The following is a 17302-nucleotide window of genomic DNA, read 5'->3' as shown; positions in this document are numbered from 1 at the left end:
GCTGGCAATTCACGGAAGCAGGACGATATAAGGTGAAACACGCATCTGAATGAGGATCGAGTGACACAAGCCAAAACACCTTCCCTGCCCCCCCTCGCGCCGCGCCGGCCGCATTCCTTCACGCGACACGGGATCACCGTGACGGATGAATATGCCTGGTTGAAGGACGAGAAATGGCAGGAGGTGCTGCGCGACCCCGCGGTGCTCGATCCCGACATCCGCAAATATCTCGACGCAGAAAATGGCTACACCGAGAGCCTGCTCGGCCATACCGCGGCGCTCCAGAAAACGCTGGTGCGCGAGATGCGGGGGCGGATCAAGGAGGACGATTCCAGCGTGCCGTCGCCGGATGGTCCTTTCGCCTATTTCCGCAAATTCCGCGAGGGCGGTCAGCACGAGCTGTTCGGCCGTATGCCGCGCGACGGCGGCGAGGGCCACATCGTGCTCGACGGCGATGCGCTCGCCAAGGACCATGAATACTTCAAGTTCGGCGGCAGCCGGCACTCGAACGACCACAGGCTGCAGGCCTGGAGCGCCGACACCAAGGGCTCGGAGTATTTCTCCATCCGCGTGCGCGACTGGGCGACCGGCAAGGACCTCGACGACGTCGTCGAGGAGACCGACGGCGGCGTGGTCTGGAGCAAGGATGCGACGTCGTTCTTCTACGTGAAGCTCGACGACAACCACCGCCCGATGCAGGTGTGGCGGCATAAGCTCGGCACTGGGCAAGCCGACGACACGCTGGTCTACGAGGAGCAGGATTCCGGCTGGTTCACCCATCTGCAAGAGAGCACCAGTGGCCGCTTCTGCGTGATCGCGGGCGGCGACCACGAGACCTCCGAGCAGCGGCTGATCGACCTCGCCCACCCCGACGCACCGCCGCGCCTGGTCGCGGCACGCAAGGAAGGCGTGCAATATTCGCTGGCCGACCGTGGCGACGAACTCTTCATCCTGACCAACGCCGACGATGCCATCGACTTCAAGATCGTCACCGCGCCGCTCGCCTCACCCGAGCGCAAGAACTGGCGCGATCTGATCCCGTATCGCCCGGGCATCTACATCATCGACCTCGATCTCTATGCCGGCCACATGGTGCGGCTGGAGCGCGCCAACGCGCTGCCGTCCATCGTGATCCGCGACCTCGCCTCGAACGAGGAGCACGCGATCGCGTTCGACGAAGCGGCCTATTCGCTGGATACGATGGGCTCCTACGAATTCGAGACGACCAATTTGCGCTTCGCCTATTCGTCGATGACGACGCCGTCGGAAGTCTATGATTACGACATGGTCAAGCGCACGCGCACCCTTCGCAAGCGGCAGGAGATCCCGTCCGGCCACAATGCGAGCGACTACGTCACCACCCGCATCATGGCGAAAGCGCATGACGGCGCCGAGGTGCCGGTCTCGATCCTCCATCGCCGCGGACTCACGCTCGACGGCGCGGCGCCGCTGCTGCTCTACGGCTACGGCTCCTACGGCATGGCGATGCCGGCTTCGTTCAGCGCCAACCGCCTGTCGCTGGTCGACCGTGGCTTCGTCTATGCCATCGCCCACATCCGCGGCGGCGCCGACAAGGGCTGGGGCTGGTACCTCGACGGCAAGCGCGAGAAGAAGACCAATTCGTTCGACGATTTTGCCGCCAGCGCACGCGCGCTGATCGATGCGAAGTACACCAGTGCAAAGCGCATTGTCGGCCACGGCGGTTCGGCCGGCGGCATGCTGATGGGCGCGGTGGCGAACCGCGCCGGCGAATTGTTCGCCGGCGTCGTCGCCGAAGTGCCGTTCGTCGACGTGCTCAACACGATGCTCGACGACACGCTGCCGCTGACGCCGCCGGAATGGCCGGAATGGGGCAACCCGATCGAGAGCGAGAAGGATTTCCGCACCATCCTGTCCTATTCGCCCTACGACAATGTCGCGGCGAAAGACTATCCGGCGATCCTGGCGATGGGCGGGTTGACCGATCCGCGTGTCACCTATTGGGAGCCCGCCAAATGGATCGCGCGCCTGCGCGCGACCATGAGCGGCGGCGGCCCGGTCCTGCTCCGCACCAACATGGGCGCCGGCCACGGCGGCGCATCGGGACGCTTCAACCGGCTCGATGAAGTCGCGATCGTCTATGCGTTCGCGCTGTGGGCGGCGGGGATGGCGGAGGCGTGACTTCGCAACCCGGATGGAGCGCAGCGAAATCCGGGATTAGTGCAGACGACATCACAGCCCCGGATTGCGCTGCGCTCCATCCGGGCTACGGCCTCGAGAGAGGCGAAGCCTCACACGGCCCCATGCGCCTCCACATACAGCGCATACACCGAGTGGCTGCTTGCCATATACAGGCGATTGTTCTTCGGGCCGCCGAAGCAGAGATTGGCGCAGCGTTCGGGCAGCTTGATAAAGGCTAGCGGCTTGGCGTCCGCGTTGAACACCATCACGCCGTCGAGATCCTCGGACTTGGCCTTGAGCTGAAACACCTTGCGGCCGGCGATTTCGGTCGGCTCGGACTGCAGCGCGCCGTTGGAGCCCCAGCCGCACCAGAGATTGCCGTCGCCGTCGACGCGAAAACCGCCGAGCGAGGCTTGGTCGGCGGCGTCGATCAGCTTGGTCTTGCCGCTGAGCGAACCGTCGTCACCGACATCGTAGCTCCAGATGCTGCGGTTGGGCGTGCCCTTCCACTCGATGATGTAGAGCTTCTTCTCGTCCGGCGAGAAGGCGAGGCCGTTCGGATTAACGAGGTCGGAGAGCACAGCGGTAATCTTGCCGTCCTTGGCGATGCGGTAGACATTGGTGGTGGCCTGCTCGGCCTTCTCCTTCTTGCCCTCCCACTCGCCGTTGATGCCGAATAGCGGGTCGGTGAACCAGATACTGTCGTCGGACTTCACCACGATATCGTTCGGCGCGTTCAGCCGCTTGCCCTCGAACTTGTCGGCGAGCACGGGGATCTTGCCGTCCTTCTCGGTGCGGGTGATGCGGCGGGTCACCGAGTGCTCGCAGCTGACGAGGCGACCCTGGCGGTCGCGCGCGTTGCCGTTGGCGTAGTTCGCGTTGGCGCGGAACACGCTGGTCTGCCCGGTCTTCTCGTCGAACTTCATGATCCGGTTGTTGGGAATGTCCGAGAACAGCAGATAGCCGCCTTCGGGAAAATAGGCGGGGCCCTCGGCCCAGCGCATGCCGGTCGCGACCTGCTCGAGCGTCAAGGAATAAAGCCGGTACTTTCCAAAACTGGGATCGAGGATTTGAACGGCGGGATCGGGGTAGCGCTGGTTCGGCGCGAACGGAAACGACTGGGCACCGGCGGCGTGGGCGAGGAGCGCGGAGGTGGCCGCAGCGCCGGCGCCGGCCAAGAGGTTGCGTCGCCTGAAATTCATGGAGTCCTCCCTGGGTGATTTAAGGCCGGCGCTTGCTGCGGCCGGCCTGTTTCTTGATATGCTTGGTGTCGGCGCGCGGCCTTTACCTTCCGTTCGCCTTCCGCCATGCGGCGAAGTCGGTCAGCGTCTGTGGGTCCGTTGCCGGATAGAGACCGAAAATGCCGCGGCCCTTGTTGACTTCCTCGGTGACGAAGTCCTCGAACGCGGTCATCTCGAAGGTCTCGTTGGCGATCTCCTCAGCGAGATGCGCAGGGATCACGATCACGCCGTCCCTGTCGCCGAGAATGACGTCGCCGGGAAACACCGGCGCATCCCCGCAGCCGATCGGCACGTTGATCTCGATGGCGTGATGCAGCGTCAGATTGGTCGGCGCGCTTGGGCGGTGGTGGTAGGCGGGGATACCGAGCTTGGCGATCTCGGCCGAGTCGCGAAAACCGCCATCGGTGACGACCCCGGCGACACCGCGCTTCATCAAGCGCGTGACCAGGATCGCACCGGCGGACGCGGCGCGCGCGTCCTTGCGGCTGTCCATCACCAGCACGCTGCCCGCCGGGCAATCCTCGACTGCCTTGCGCTGCGGATGGGAGCGGTCCTTGAAGACCTCGATGGTGTTGAGATCCTCGCGCGCCGGCATATAGCGCAGCGTGAAGGCTTCACCGACCATGGTCGGCTGGTCGGCACTGAGCGGGTGCACATCCTGGATCATCTGGATGCGCAGGCCCCGCTTGAACAACGCGGTTGCGACGGTGGCGGTGGAGACGGATTTGAGCTTGTTGCGGGTGGCTTCGGCAAGTTTGGTCATGTCACGCTCTCTAGTAAATCGAGGGCTCGCCGATCGGCGCGCCGAAATCGGTCTCGAGGAAGTCGAAGTCGCAGCCGTCATTGGCCTGCTTGATGTGCTTGGTGAACATCCAGCCATAGCCGCGCTCGAAGCGGCGCTCGGGCTGCTTCCAGGCGGCGCGGCGCTTGTCGAGCTCGGCTTCCGACACGTCGAGATTGATGGTGCGGGCGCCGACGTCGAGCGTGATGCGGTCGCCGTTCCGCACCAGCGCGAGCGGTCCGCCGACATAGGATTCGGGAGCGACATGCAAAATGCAGGCGCCGTAGCTGGTGCCGCTCATGCGCGCATCGGAGATCCGCACCATGTCGCGGACGCCCTGCTTCACGAGCTTGGTCGGGATCGGCAGCATGCCCCATTCCGGCATGCCCGGCCCGCCCTGCGGCCCCGCATTGCGCAAAATGAGAATGTGGTCTTCGGTGACGTCGAGATCGGGATCGTCGACCGCCTTCTTCATCGAAGGATAGTCGTCGAACACCAGCGCCGGCCCGGTGTGCTTGACGAAGCGCGGCGCGCAGGCCGACGGCTTGATGACGCAGCCGTCGGGCGCGAGATTGCCCTTGAGCACCGCGAGGGCGCCTTCCTTGTAGATGGGATTGTCGATCGAGCGGATCACATCGTCATTGTGGACCTCGGCATGCGCGATATTCTCGCCCAGCGTCAGGCCGGTGACGGTGATGCAGTCGAGATGCAGATGCGGCTTGATCTGCCCCATCAGCGCCGGCAGGCCGCCGGCATAGAAGAAGTCCTCCATCAGATAGGCATCGCCGCTCGGCCGCACATTGGCGATGACGGGCACCTTGCGGCTCGCAATCTCGAAATCGTCGAGGCCGATGTCGAGACCGGCGCGGCGGGCCTGCGCGATCAGATGGATGATCGCATTGGTCGAACAGCCCATGGCCATCGCCACCGCGATCGCGTTCTCAAACGCCTTGCGGGTCTGGATCGTCTTCGGCGTCAGATCTTCCCAGACCATCTCGACGATACGGCGCCCGCATTCCGAGGCCATGCGGATATGGTTGGCATCAGCGGCGGGAATCGAGGACGCGCCCGGCAGCGTCATGCCGATCGCCTCTGCAATCGCGGTCATGGTGGAAGCCGTGCCCATGGTCATGCAGGTGCCGTAGCTGCGCGCAATGCCGGCCTCGATGTCGAGCCAGTCCTTGTCGGAGATTTTTCCGGCGCGCCGCTCGTCCCAGTATTTCCAGCCGTCCGAGCCCGAGCCGAGCGTCTTGCCCTTCCAATTGCCGCGCAGCATCGGACCTGCCGGCAGATAGATCGCCGGGATGTTCATCGAGGTCGCACCCAGCAGCAGCGCCGGCGTGGTCTTGTCGCAGCCGCCCATCAGCACCACGCCGTCGACGGGATGGCTGCGCAACAGCTCCTCGGCGTCCATCGCCAGCAGATTGCGATAGAGCATGGTGGTCGGCTTGAGCAGCGATTCCGACAGCGACAGTGCCGGCAGCTCCAGCGGCAGGCCGCCGGCCATCAGGATGCCGCGCTTGACGTCGTCAACGCGCGACTTGAAGTGCATGTGGCAGGGCTGCGCGTCCGACCAGGTGTTGAGGATCGCGATGATCGGGCGGTCCTTCCACTCCTCCGGCGCGTAGCCCATCTGCATGGTGCGGGAGCGATGGCCGAACGAGCGGAGATCGTCGGGTGCGAACCAGCGCGCGCTGCGGAGCTGGTCGGGCGTTAGTTTCTTCTTGGTCATGATTGGGTGCCCCATTTCTGCACGGTGTTCCGCTCGATGGCGCGGAAGATCAGGTTTTCGACAAAAAGCCCGATGATGATCACCGTCAAGAGGCCGGCGAAGACCGCAGGTATGTCGAGCAGGTTGCGGTTTTCGAAGATGAACCAGCCGAGCCCGCCCTGCCCCGACGACACGCCGAACACCAGCTCGGCGGCGATCAGCGTGCGCCAGGCAAAGGCCCAGCCGATCTTGAGGCCGGTCAGGATCGAGCCGAACGCGGCGGGGATGAGGATTTTCGCCACGTACGGCAATCCCCGAAGGCCGTAATTGCGGCCGACCATGCGCAGCGTGTTGGACACGCTCTTGAAGCCCGAATGGGTGTTGAGCGCGACCGGCCACAGCACCGAATGGATCAGCACAAACACCAGACTGCCGTTGCCGAGACCGAACCAGATCAAAGCGAGCGGCAACAGCGCGATCGCCGGCAGCGGATTGAACATCGCCGTGACCGTCTCAAGGAAATCGGTGCCGATGCGGGTGGAGATCGCGAGCACGGTGAAGATCGCGGCGAGCGCGATGCCGGCTGAATAGCCCATGAACAGCACTTTTAGCGAAGCCCAGGCCCGCATGGGAATCGTGCCGTCCTTGACGCGATCGTAGAGCGTGAGGATCGTGTCGTGCAGCGTCGGAAACAGCAGGGGATTGTCGAGGGCGAGGCCGTAGGCCTCCCAGACCGCCGCGAGGAACAGGATGATGACGGTCTTGCGGACAAAGCCGTCGTTCCCCAACAGCTCGGGCACGCTCAGCTTGCGCTCGACCTCGGCTGCGCTGCCGACGACCGGCGCGTCACGCAGCAATATTCTCGCTTCGCCCATGAGAGGCTCCCTCAATGCGCCGTTGCTTCGGAGGCGAACAGGAGATCGTGAATCTCCTTCTCCAGCCGGCCGGCACTGCCATCGTCATTGGAGACCTTGTCGACGTCGACCACCTCGGCCTTGACGCGGCCGGGATGCGGCGACAACAGCAGGATGCGGTTGCCGATGCGGATCGCTTCCGCGATCGAGTGGGTCACGAACAGCACGGTGAATTTGGTCTCGCTCCAGAGCTGGAGCAGCTCGTCCTGGCAGGTTCGCCGCGTCAGCGCGTCGAGCGCGGCGAACGGCTCGTCCATCAGTAGGATGTCGGGCTCCATTGCCATGCCGCGCGCGATCGCGACGCGCTGCTTCATGCCGCCGGAGAGCGTGTGCGGATAAGCGTCGACCACGCGGGTGAGGCCCACTTTCTCGATATAAGCCCGCGCCCGCGCATCGGCATCCTTGCGCGACAATTTTCGCGCGGTCAGCAGCGGAAACATCACGTTGGCCAGCACGCTTTTCCAAGGCAGCAGCTGGTCGAACTCTTGGAAGATCATCATGCGATCGGCGCCGGGACCGTGAATCTCGCGGTCGTTGATGGTCATGCGGCCTTCGCTCGGCGCCATGTAGCCGCCGACGGCCTTGAGCAGGGTCGACTTGCCGCAGCCGGACGGCCCGAGCAGCACGAAGCGGTCGGACCTGTCGACTGTGAAGCTGACCCGTTCGGTCGCCGTGACGACGGCGCTGGAGGTCTTGTAGCGCAGCGTCACGGAGCTGACGTCGAGCAGCGCCATCAGTTGCCCTTCAGATCGTGGGCGACGGGGAGATAATAGTCAGTCCAGGCCTTGGGCTGAGTCTTCAGCGTGCCGGTCTTGAACAGATGGGCGGCGAATTTCATCGTGCCCTGCGGTTCGAGATTCCACTCCATCATGCCGGGCTCCTGGAGGAGATCGAGCAGCTCTTCCACCGAGGTCTTGTCGCCGGTGATCTCCTTGTAGATCTCGACCGCCTGTCTGGTGTCGCTGCGGATCAGATCCTGAGCTTCCTTGGTCGCATCGCGCACGGCCTGGATGATTTTCGGGTTGGCATCAGCGAACTTCGTGGTGGTGAAGAACTGCGCCTGGCTGAGCGGGCCGCCCATCACGTCAGGCGACGACAGCACGACATGCGCGCCCGGCACGTTCTTCAGCTCGAGGAAGGTGAACGGCGGAATCGAGAAATGGGTGTGCACCTCGTGCTTGGCGTTGGACAGCGCCGCATAGGCGTCGGGATGGCCGAGCTGCACCGTGTTGACGTCCAGCTTCGACCATTGGTCGGGACCAAAGGCTTCGGCGGCGGCGATCTGGAGCACGATCGCCTGGGTCGAGACTTTTACGGTCGGCACGGCGATCTTGTCGTTGGGGCCGAAATCCTTGATCGACTTGATGTTGGCGTCGCGGCTGATCAGCGTCATCGGCTGCGCCGAGGTCGCGACGATGCCCTTGACGCCGCCGCGGGTGCGGTCCCACAGCAGCAGCAGATTGCCAGTGCCGGTGTTGAGGATGTCGACGCCGCCCGCGAGCAGCGCATCGGTCTGCGCACCGCCGCCGGAGAAGGTGACCCATTTGGTGGTGACACCGGCCACCCCGAGCTGAACGGCGTGCTTCTCGATCAGCTTCTGCTTTTCCATGATGTGGCTCGGCATGTAGAAAATGCCGGGCTGGCGAGACAGCGAGATCTCGGACTTCTGCTGCGCCTTTGCTGGCGAAGCCGTCAGCGCCGCTGCGGCGATCAGGGCGACGGCCGTGAGGCCACACTGAAATTGCTTGATCATTGTTGTTCGTTTCCTCCGGCCGCCATTGACGAGCGATCTTGCTAATGCACTAATGCATTAGTGTATCAAAGGCAAGCTGGCCGGAGCGCTTCGCATGGAACCAGCCGAACCCGCGCCCCGCGTAGCCCCCCGCCCCGGCGCGCGGCTCGACCGGGCCCGGCAGGCCGCACCGCAAGTATTCGAGCGGCTGCGCAATGCCATTCTCGCGCTCGAATTGCCGCCGGGCTCGCCGCTGTCGCGCACGGATCTCGCCGCACAATTCGGCGTCAGCTCGACGCCGATCCGCGACGCCTTGATGCGGCTCGAGGAAGAAGGGCTGGTCGACGTGTTTCCGCAGCACGCCACCGTCGTCAGCCGCGTCGACGTCGGTCGGGCCGAGCAGGCCCATTTCCTGCGCCAGGCGCTGGAGCTCGAAATCGTCCGGCTGCTCGCGCAGCAGCACGGCGAAGCCCTGGTCATACGCCTCGACCACACGATCGCGCTCCAGCAGCAATTCGCCAAGGCCGGAGACTTCGAGAGCTTCATCGCTGGCGACAATGATTTTCACGCGCAGCTTTATGCCGCGGCCGGCAAGCAGGAACTCTGGACGCTGGTGCGCAGCCGTAGCGGACATATCGACCGGCTGCGCCGGATGCATCTGCCCTCACCCGGCAAGGCCCAGAACATCGTCCGCCACCACAAGCTGATCACGCGCGCGATCGAGGCCGGCGACGCCGATGCTGCGCAACAGCATCTGCGCAAGCACCTGTCGGGCACGTTGAGCGAGCTCGACACGATCCGAAGCCACTATCCGGAATATTTGACCGACTAGGCATATGGCGCGCGGTTGTCGCGAGCGCTTGTGCACGTCACCGTGCATAAATTGACGCAACCGAGTTCGCCTTTTGCGAGCAATCTTGGGATCGATGGCGAAGTGCTTGCAGGCCAGATGCAATCCGCGCAACAATTTCAGAGTTGATGGTTTGATTTGCGGTCGCTGGGACACCCCATCCGGCCCGGGAGGATACCAGACGTGGCCAACATCCTGATCGTGGATGACGATCCGGCCGTGCAGATGACGATTCGGCTGCTCCTGGAGAGGGCCGGTCATCAAATCACCGTCGCCGGAGACGGCCGCAAGGGACTTGCGCTGTTCGAGGCCGGCCAGTTCGACCTTCTCTTTCTCGACATCTTCATGCCCGGCATGGACGGCCTGGAGACGATGCGCCACATCCGGGCGCTGCAGCCGGCGATTCCGATCGTCGTCATTTCCGGCCGTTCGTTCACGCCGGACGCCCATGCGGAGCCGGACTTCCTCAAGATGGCGACCAAGCTCGGCGCGGTGGCGAGCTTGCAGAAGCCGTTCCGGGCCGACGCGCTGCTCGCCGCGGTCGCTGGCTGCCTGGACGCGGCGCGGACGGCATCGGTGAGGAATCCGGATGTCAGCACCGGCCGCCGATGACAAGAACCTTCATTCTGTTCCAACCGAGCGCGGGCACGGCCATTCAGGAAGCGGTGCAGATTTCCCCATGACACTCGCTACGCGGCTCGCCATCGCGATGATCCTGCTGGTGGCGGTCACCGTGGCCGCAGTCGGCTGGCTCGGCTATCGCAATATCACCCAGGCCGTCATTCCGCGGGTCCTGGAACGGATTGAAGCCCAGTCGAGCCTGCTGGCCACCCATCTTGAATCCTACGTTGCCGGCGCGCGCGGCGATCTGCTCGGTTATCGCTCCGCCGCGGCCATCAACGGCCTGATCCGTGCCCACATCGGTGGAGGCCTCGACGATGTCGACGGCGTTTCCGAGCAAACCTGGCGCGAGCGCATCGCAGCCCGGCTCGCAGCCGAGATCGACGCGAAACCGAGCTACGGGCAATTTCGAATCATCGGCCTTGACGACGACCAGCGCGAGTTGGTCCGCGTCGATCGCGCCGGCCCGAACGGAACAGCACGGATCGTCCCCGACGGCGAACTGGAACGCAAGAGCGACCGAACCTACTTCCAGGAGACGATTCGATTGGCGCCGGGCGACATCTATGTTTCGCCCGTCGATCTCGCCACGCGGCAGGGAGGAACCACGGACCCTCACATTCCGACGTTGCGCGTCGCGACTCCGCTGTTCACGCCTGATAGCAAGCCGTTCGGCATCGTCATCGCCAATATCGACATGCGTCCTGCGCTCGACCGCGTCCGCTCGACCACGAGCGCAGGAGGAGAAATCTATGTCGTGAATTCGCGTGGCGACTATCTTGTCCACCCTGATCGTGCGCGGGAATTCGGTGCATTGCTTGGCAACGCCAACGATTGGCGCCGGGACTTTCCTTTTTTTGCAGCCCGGGCCGGCCTGCCGCAAGGATCCACGCAGCTTACGAGCGACCAAGCGGGCCGGCCGAGTGGAGCGGCGCTCGCACCGGCACTGCTGGCCGGCAAGGAGTGGTTGGCAGTCATCGAGACGGCCCCACCATCCGTGTTCAGTAGCGTTCCGGCGGCCATTCAAAAAGCCTCCTCACTGGTCGGCCTGCTTGCTGTCCTTGCCGCAGCTTTGCTTGCGGTACTGCTGGCGCGCTCATTGACGCGGCCGATCGGGCGTCTGACCGCGGCGGTGGAAGCGATCGGCAGCGGACGGCGCGCCGAGATTCCCGTCGATGCGAGCGGAGAGACAGGCGTGCTGGCGCGGGCATTCGCGCAAATGGTCGAAGAAACGAGAGCGAAGACGACCGCGCTTGAACGCGAGATCGAGGAGCATCGCCGCACCGAGGCCGCGCGAAGCCATCATGAAGCGCGCGAGCGCTTGTTCAGCGCCGCCGTCGAATCCTCCGACGAAGCGATCGTGATGCAATCGCTCGACGCCATCATCACCGGCTGGAATGCCGCCGCCGAGCGCCTCTACGGCTATTCGGCGAATGAGGCGATCGGGAAATCCACCTCGATCATCGTCCCACCCGACCGACGCGAGCAAGGCAAGGACTATTTGCGGCGGATCGCCGGAGGTGAACCGATGGAACGGTTCGAGACGGTGCGCCTGCGCAAGGATGGCACGCCGGTCGAAATCTCACTCAGCCTGTCGCCGATCAGGGGCCCATCGGGCGAGATCGTGGGCGCCTCCGGCACCGCGCGCAGCCTGACCGAGGCGCGACGGGCCGAGCGGGCGCTGCAGCAGCAGCTCGAGGAACGGCGACAGATCTTCGAGACCTCCCAGGATCTGATCATGGTGATGGACGCGCGCGGCCACATCGCGCAGATCAGTCCGAGCAGCGAGGCCATTCTCGGCTACCGGCCGGAGGAGATGATCGGCCGCAGCGGCGCCGATTTCATTCATTCCGGCCATCTCGACCAGTCGCGCGACGAGATGCGCGCGCTCAGGCGCGGCGAGCGGCTGAAGCTCGCGGACACCCGCTGCTTCCACAAGGACGGTCGTGAGGTCTGGCTGTCCTGGCTCGGCAGCTGGTCCGACCACGCCCAGCGCTACTTCTTTGTCGGGCGCGACATGACAGACGCGAGGCTTGCACAGGAGTCCTTGCGGGAGAGCGAACAGCTTGCGCGCAACATCGTCGAGACCTCGCTCGATGCTTTCACCCAGACGGACCACACCGGGGCCATCCTGAGTTGGAACTCGCAGGCCGAGAAGCTCTTCGGATCGACCCGTGAGGAGGCGATCGGCAAGAATGCGATTGAGCTTTTCGTCGCCCCCAGTGAGCGCGAAAGCGTCAGGGCCAGACTGAAGCTCTTTCTCGAATCCGAGCAACAATCGCTGGCTAATCCACGGCGCGAACTTTTGGTGCGGCGACGCGACGGTAAGGAGTTCAGGGCCGAGCTCAGCGTCACGGCGCTCCAGCGACGCGAAGGCGTTCTCTTCAATTCGTTCTACCGCGACCTGACCGACAAGATCGCGGCCGACGAGCGCATCCGCCAGGCCGAGAAAATGGAGGCGGTCGGCCAGCTCACCGGCGGCGTGGCGCACGACTTCAACAACATTCTCACCGTCATCACCGGAACGATCGAGATCCTGGCCGACGCGGTGGCCAACGAGCCGGAGCTCGCGGCGATCACGAAGATGATCGATGAGGCCGCCGGGCGTGGCGCCGAGCTGACGCAGCACCTGCTGGCGTTTGCGCGCAAGCAGCCGCTCCAGCCGCGCGAGATCGACGTCAACGCGCTGATCATCGACACGGCGAAATTATTGCGGCCGACGCTGGGCGAGCAGATCCATATCGAATCGGTGTTCGAGGACGAGAACTGCGTCGCGATCGTCGATCCCAGCCAGCTCACCACCGCGATCCTCAACCTCGCGCTCAATGCCCGCGATGCCATGCCGGGCGGCGGCAAGCTGATCGTGGAGACGGGCGCGGCCTATCTCGACGAGGTCTATGCCAGCGTCAACGACGTCCCGCCGGGACACTACGTGCTGATCGCCGTGAGCGACACCGGCAGCGGAATTCCCGCCAACATGCTGGCCAGGGTCTTCGACCCCTTCTTCACCTCGAAGGGACCGGGCAAGGGCACCGGACTCGGGCTTTCGATGGTCTACGGCTTCATCAAGCAGTCGGCGGGCCATATCAAGATCTACAGCGAGGAAGGCCACGGCACCACGATCAAGATGTACCTGCCGCCCGGCAAGACGCCGACGGCGGTCGGCGAGGGCGTGACGCCGGCGACCATCGAGGGCGGACACGAGACGATCCTTGTGGTCGAGGACGACCGGCTGGTGCGCGACTACGTGCTGGCACAGCTGCATTCGCTCGGCTACGTCACCTTGCAGGCTGCGAACGCCGCGGAGGCGCTCGCAATCGTCGCCGCCGGAAAACCGTTCGACCTCCTGTTCACCGACGTCATCATGCCCGGCAAGATGAACGGAAGGCAGCTCGCCGACGAACTGCAGAGAACGCGTCCCGATCTCCGGGTGCTCTACACGTCCGGCTATACCGAGAACGCGATCATCCATCACGGCCGGCTGGATTCGGGCGTTCTGCTGCTAGCGAAGCCCTATCGCAAATCGGATCTGGCGCGGGCCATCCGCAAGGCGTTGAACAGTTGATGGCGCGTCGGTTGAGAGCCCGCAGCCCGGGTGAGCGAAGGGATACCCGGGAACACCACGAGCCACGTCCCGGAAGTCGCTTCGCTCATCCGGGCTACGAAATGTCGCCCACGGAATTTACGACGCGCGCTGCGCCGCGGTCATCACGATCCGGATCAGATCGGCGGCATTGCGCGCACCGAGCTTCTTCATGATGTTGGCGCGATGGTCCTCGATGGTGCGCGGGCTGATGCCGAGCGTGCGGCCGGCCTCCTTGTTGGAAGCGCCGGCGGCGAACTGCTCAAGCACCTCGCGCTCCCTGCGCGTCAACGGCTCGCGCCCGGGGAAATGCAGCGAGCCGAACTTCGGCGCTGCGTTCTCCGACTGCCTGCGGGCATAGGCGCCGATCGCCTCGTCGAGCCGGCCGACGATCTCGCTGCCGCGGAACGGCTTCTCGATGAAGTCGAGCGCGCCGCTCTTGATGGCCCCGACCGCCATCGCGATATCGCCCTGTCCGGAGATCATGAAGATCGGTGCCGGATAGTCCTCGCCGTGCAGCTCATTGAGAATATCGAGCCCGGACTTGCCGGGAATGTGCACGTCGAGCAGGACCGCTGCAGGTGTGCGGCTTCGCGCGACGGAGAGCAATGCTGCGCCGTCCGCAAAACAGATCACCTCATAGCCCGCCGCCTTCAACACCATCGACAAGGTGTCGCGAACGGCAGCGTCGTCGTCGACCACGAAGATTTCACCGCGAGAGCTTTGTTCGGCCATGTGCCACACATCCGGTTGGCATGAAGGACTCGCGTCCGCCCCAACCGTTATGGCGTTCGGCGCGGATTCGGCCCACCGTATTTGTACGGGACATGAACTTGACGCACAAGTAGCGGCGAGGCGCCTAATTGCAGAGGACGGAGAATATCCATGCTAATTTTGGCCGCTACCGCCTTTCGTGGCAATGCCCGAAGTCGAGAGCCGTGAGCTGATTGCGGCCGACCTTCGCGTGCTGATCTCGCAGATCGAGAGCAGCATGCGCCGGACCGCCACAGCCATGGATCAAGAACACGGGAGCGATCCGGAAAGTTCCGCCGACGTCTTCGTGCTCGACGATGTCACACCCCGGTATGCCAGGGCGATCGCCGCGCTCGACGCCTGCCGGGCGGGCCTTGGCCACGCCCTGGAATGCCTGTCGGAGGCCAGCGGTACGCTGTAGATCGCGATCGCTGCGACGCGGCGACCGCATTCTTTCATCGCATGGCCGGCCGCGGATCAGGCGCGGTGCCGCTCCACGATCGCGTCGGTGGCGACACCGCCCCAGGTGTGGATCGCCGGCAGGCCCATCGCGGTCTTGCCGAGATTGGCGAGGCTGATGCGCAACGCGGCCAGATCCAGCGGCTTGGGCAGGCTCTGGAGCTCGATCCCGACGGAACGGGCGAAGCTGCGGGCGGCGCTGCGGCGCTTGCCGTCCATGCCGCTGACGACGATCACGGCGCCGCCAAATTTCGCCTTGGCCATCTCGCCCAGCACGTCCATTCCGTCGCCATCCTCGAGCACGAGATCGAGTGTCACGCAGTCGAAGCGCGCGGTGCGGAGTTTCTCGATCGCTTCGGCCACGGACGGCGCCACGGTGACCTCGTGGCCGGCCTGCTTGGCCGCGATCGTGATCAGGCTGCGCTGTGTGCCGTCGTCATCGACCACCAGAAGCTGAAGCGCGCGCCGCTCGGCGGCGTCGGGCAGGTTTGACGGGAGAGAGGAGAAAGAGCTTCTGGGCATTGCCGTATCCTGAGATTGAGACCGGCAATGGATACACCGTTCGCGCTTAGGCGACGTAAAGCCGCGACGGCAAATTCAGTCGGATGTTTCAGCAAATGTGAACCAACGTCGCGGAAAACGGCGACGCGACGCACGTGAAGATCACGCCGCCTCGTCACGGCCACCGACGGCGCGCTTCTTCCGGTTCTTGCCCCGCAGGAATTGAATGTCCATTTCGACGCCGTTGACGCGCACCAATTCGCAGCGGCGGTAGGCAAGGCCGGTGGACGACAGCAGCAGGAAGAACTCTTTGAGGTTCAGGCCCTGAATCGAGCCTTCCACCGTCAGGATGGCGTCGGTGTCGGAGATCGCGTTGAGCTTGCAGTCGCGGCGCCAAGTGCCGTCGATGGCCATGATGCAGACATCATAGCCGCGACTGAACGTCACGCGTTCCGCGCCTTTGCCATCCTCGGCCATGCCTATCGTCCCGCCATGACCGCTAGGCGCGGCGCTGCGCCGGCAAGAACCGGCTTGGCGGCCGCCGCGCGCGGGTCGTTCGGCTTGTAGAGACCGCGCTTCTCCGGAATCGGCCTGAACGTGTCGGTCAGTCCGACCACCGTTTCGGCCGCGCCCAGCACCAGGAAGCCGTCTCCCTCGATCTGGCGAGCCAGCCGGTTGAAGATGTTGATCTTGGTGTCCTGATCGAAATAGATCAGCACGTTGCGGCAGAAGATGACGTCGAAGGTGCCGAGCTGAGCGAAATCGTTCAGCAGATTGAGCTGCCGGTGCTGGATCATCGCCCGCAGCTCGGGATTGATCTGCCAGGTCTCGCCGATCTGCTTGAAATATTTCATCAGCATCTGGATCGGCAGTCCGCGCTGCACTTCGAACTGGCTGTAGATGCCGGCCTTGGCCTTCTCGAGCACCTCCTGCGACAGGTCGGTCGCGATGATCTCGACGCGCCAGCCGGTTAGGGCCGCACCCATCTCCTTCAGGCTCATCGCGAGCGAATAGGGCTCCTGCCCCGTGGAGCCGGCGGCGCACCAGATGCGGACGCTGCGGCGGCCGGCGCGGGCCTTGATGATCTCCGGCATGATGGTGTCGCGGAAATGATCGAACGGGACCTTGTCGCGAAAGAAGAAGGTCTCGTTGGTGGTCATCGCCTCGACCACGCTGGTGACGAGCGCGCCCGAGCCAGCGCCTTGCAGCTTCTGCACGAGCTCGCCGATGCCGGAGATCCCGGCCTTGCGCGCCAGCGGCAACAGCCGGCTTTCAATCAGATATTGCTTGTCTGCGGACAGATCGAGCCCGGAATGATCCCTCAGGAACTTACGCAGATACTCATACTCGGTCGGGGTCACGGATAGGCCTCTCGGAAGCTGTACTGGGAACACTCTGGCTGGAACACTCCGCCAGACACTCAGACCATGGCTTGTCCGACCGGAATCAAGCCGACTTCTGCGAATTTGTCGGCGATGATGTCTTTATCGAAGGGCTTCATGATGTACTCGTTGGCGCCGCCGCTGAGCGCCTGAGCGATATGAGCCACGTTATTTTCGGTGGTGCAGAATACAACCTTGGGCTGGTCGCCGCCCGGCAGGCGGCGCATGTGGCCCATGAACTCGAAGCCGTCCATCACCGGCATGTTCCAGTCCAGCAGCACCGCGTCGGGCAGCTTGCGCTGACAGACCTCGAGCGCCTTGGAGCCGTCCTCGGCCTCCGTGACTTCGAATTGCAGGCCTTCCAGGATCCGGCGTGCGATCTTGCGCACGACGCTGGAATCATCGACCACCAAGCACGTCTTCATTTGGGTTCTCCGGCTTCGATGTTTTTGGGGCTCACGCAGCCATTTGCACTTCGGTTTTGAGTTCGAGGACGCGATCGACGTCGAGGACGACCATGAGCTGGCCGTCGAGACGGTGGACACCGCCGGCGAGCTTGGCCATGCGGGGGTCGAGATTGACGGGGTTTTCTTCCATGCCGTCCTCGGCGAGCC

General features: G+C 64.2%; 16 protein-coding genes and 1 pseudogene. 5 read left to right on the top strand and 12 right to left on the bottom strand.

The window, feature by feature from the left end; all coding sequences use genetic code 11:
* The first annotated feature begins 60 nt into the window (after nt 1–60).
* Nucleotides 61–2160, top strand: coding sequence for a S9 family peptidase (locus ACIPUD_RS36785; protein WP_085348864.1), 2100 nt, complete (start codon nt 61–63; stop codon nt 2158–2160).
* Nucleotides 2161–2270: 110 nt separating this feature from the next.
* On the opposite strand, the gene ACIPUD_RS36780 is transcribed toward ACIPUD_RS36785, so the two are convergent.
* The 6 genes from ACIPUD_RS36780 to ACIPUD_RS36755 form a co-directional block, all read right to left on the bottom strand.
* Nucleotides 2271–3362 carry an SMP-30/gluconolactonase/LRE family protein gene (locus tag ACIPUD_RS36780; protein ID WP_446482630.1) on the bottom strand — a complete coding sequence of 364 codons (1092 nt, stop codon included), beginning with the start codon at nt 3360–3362 and terminating at the stop codon, nt 2271–2273.
* Nucleotides 3363–3444: 82 nt separating this feature from the next.
* Nucleotides 3445–4164, bottom strand: coding sequence for a ribonuclease activity regulator RraA (locus ACIPUD_RS36775; protein ID WP_368506865.1), 720 nt, complete (start codon nt 4162–4164; stop codon nt 3445–3447).
* Nucleotides 4165–4174: 10 nt separating this feature from the next.
* Nucleotides 4175–5914, bottom strand: coding sequence for an L-arabinonate dehydratase (gene araD, locus ACIPUD_RS36770; RefSeq protein WP_446482629.1), 1740 nt, complete (start codon nt 5912–5914; stop codon nt 4175–4177).
* A complete protein-coding gene (locus ACIPUD_RS36765; protein ID WP_446482628.1) occupies nt 5911–6768 on the bottom strand; it encodes an ABC transporter permease in 858 nt (285 codons plus the stop codon). The genes araD and ACIPUD_RS36765 overlap by 4 nt, the downstream gene beginning before the upstream one ends.
* Nucleotides 6769–6779: 11 nt before the next feature.
* Nucleotides 6780–7541 (bottom strand): ABC transporter ATP-binding protein, encoded by a 762-nt coding sequence (locus ACIPUD_RS36760; RefSeq protein WP_027568369.1) that lies wholly within the window; start codon nt 7539–7541, stop codon nt 6780–6782.
* Complete coding sequence (locus ACIPUD_RS36755) at nt 7541–8560, bottom strand: ABC transporter substrate-binding protein (RefSeq protein WP_446482627.1); 1020 nt, start codon at nt 8558–8560, stop codon at nt 7541–7543. Before ACIPUD_RS36755 ends, ACIPUD_RS36760 begins: the two co-directional genes overlap by 1 nt.
* A 94-nt stretch (nt 8561–8654) precedes the next feature.
* Here ACIPUD_RS36755 and ACIPUD_RS36750 point away from each other — a divergent pair, with 94 nt between their 5' ends.
* From ACIPUD_RS36750 to ACIPUD_RS36740, 3 genes are all read left to right on the top strand, one after another.
* Nucleotides 8655–9371 carry a GntR family transcriptional regulator gene (locus ACIPUD_RS36750; protein WP_018456630.1) on the top strand — a complete coding sequence of 239 codons (717 nt, stop codon included), beginning with the start codon at nt 8655–8657 and terminating at the stop codon, nt 9369–9371.
* 201 nt (nt 9372–9572) lie between these two features.
* On the top strand, nt 9573–10001 hold the full coding sequence (locus tag ACIPUD_RS36745) for a response regulator (RefSeq protein ID WP_018456631.1): 429 nt from the start codon (nt 9573–9575) through the stop codon (nt 9999–10001).
* Complete coding sequence (locus ACIPUD_RS36740) at nt 9979–13575, top strand: PAS domain S-box protein (protein ID WP_446482626.1); 3597 nt, start codon at nt 9979–9981, stop codon at nt 13573–13575. The genes ACIPUD_RS36745 and ACIPUD_RS36740 overlap by 23 nt, the downstream gene beginning before the upstream one ends.
* A gap of 117 nt (nt 13576–13692) precedes the next feature.
* Here the strand turns inward: ACIPUD_RS36740 and ACIPUD_RS36735 are convergent, their stop codons facing one another.
* Entirely contained in the window at nt 13693–14328 is a 636-nt protein-coding gene (locus ACIPUD_RS36735; RefSeq protein ID WP_007604420.1) for a response regulator transcription factor, read from the bottom strand.
* A gap of 184 nt (nt 14329–14512) precedes the next feature.
* On the opposite strand from ACIPUD_RS36735, the gene ACIPUD_RS36730 reads away from it, so the two are divergent.
* Nucleotides 14513–14767: a hypothetical protein gene (locus ACIPUD_RS36730; protein WP_085348856.1), complete on the top strand. Its 255-nt coding sequence runs from the start codon at nt 14513–14515 to the stop codon at nt 14765–14767.
* Between the two features lie 56 nt (nt 14768–14823).
* On the opposite strand, the gene ACIPUD_RS36725 is transcribed toward ACIPUD_RS36730, so the two are convergent.
* The 5 genes and pseudogenes from ACIPUD_RS36725 to ACIPUD_RS36705 all read right to left on the bottom strand — a co-directional run.
* Nucleotides 14824–15327: a response regulator gene (locus ACIPUD_RS36725; protein ID WP_018456635.1), complete on the bottom strand. Its 504-nt coding sequence runs from the start codon at nt 15325–15327 to the stop codon at nt 14824–14826.
* A 141-nt stretch (nt 15328–15468) separates the two neighbouring features.
* Entirely contained in the window at nt 15469–15783 is a 315-nt protein-coding gene (locus tag ACIPUD_RS36720) for a hypothetical protein (RefSeq protein ID WP_018456636.1), read from the bottom strand.
* A 2-nt stretch (nt 15784–15785) separates the two neighbouring features.
* Complete coding sequence (locus ACIPUD_RS36715; protein WP_446482625.1) at nt 15786–16667, bottom strand: CheR family methyltransferase; 882 nt, start codon at nt 16665–16667, stop codon at nt 15786–15788.
* Nucleotides 16668–16726: 59 nt separating this feature from the next.
* A complete protein-coding gene (locus tag ACIPUD_RS36710) occupies nt 16727–17113 on the bottom strand; it encodes a response regulator (RefSeq protein ID WP_018456638.1) in 387 nt (128 codons plus the stop codon).
* Between the two features lie 31 nt (nt 17114–17144).
* Nucleotides 17145–17302 (bottom strand): annotated as a pseudogene (locus tag ACIPUD_RS36705) (chemotaxis protein CheW); the annotation flags it as partial.

It is taken from the genome of Bradyrhizobium sp. CAR08 (assembly GCF_052871955.1).
The sequence above is the reverse complement of the archived record's forward strand: the minus strand, read 5'-3'. Positions and strand labels throughout refer to the sequence as shown.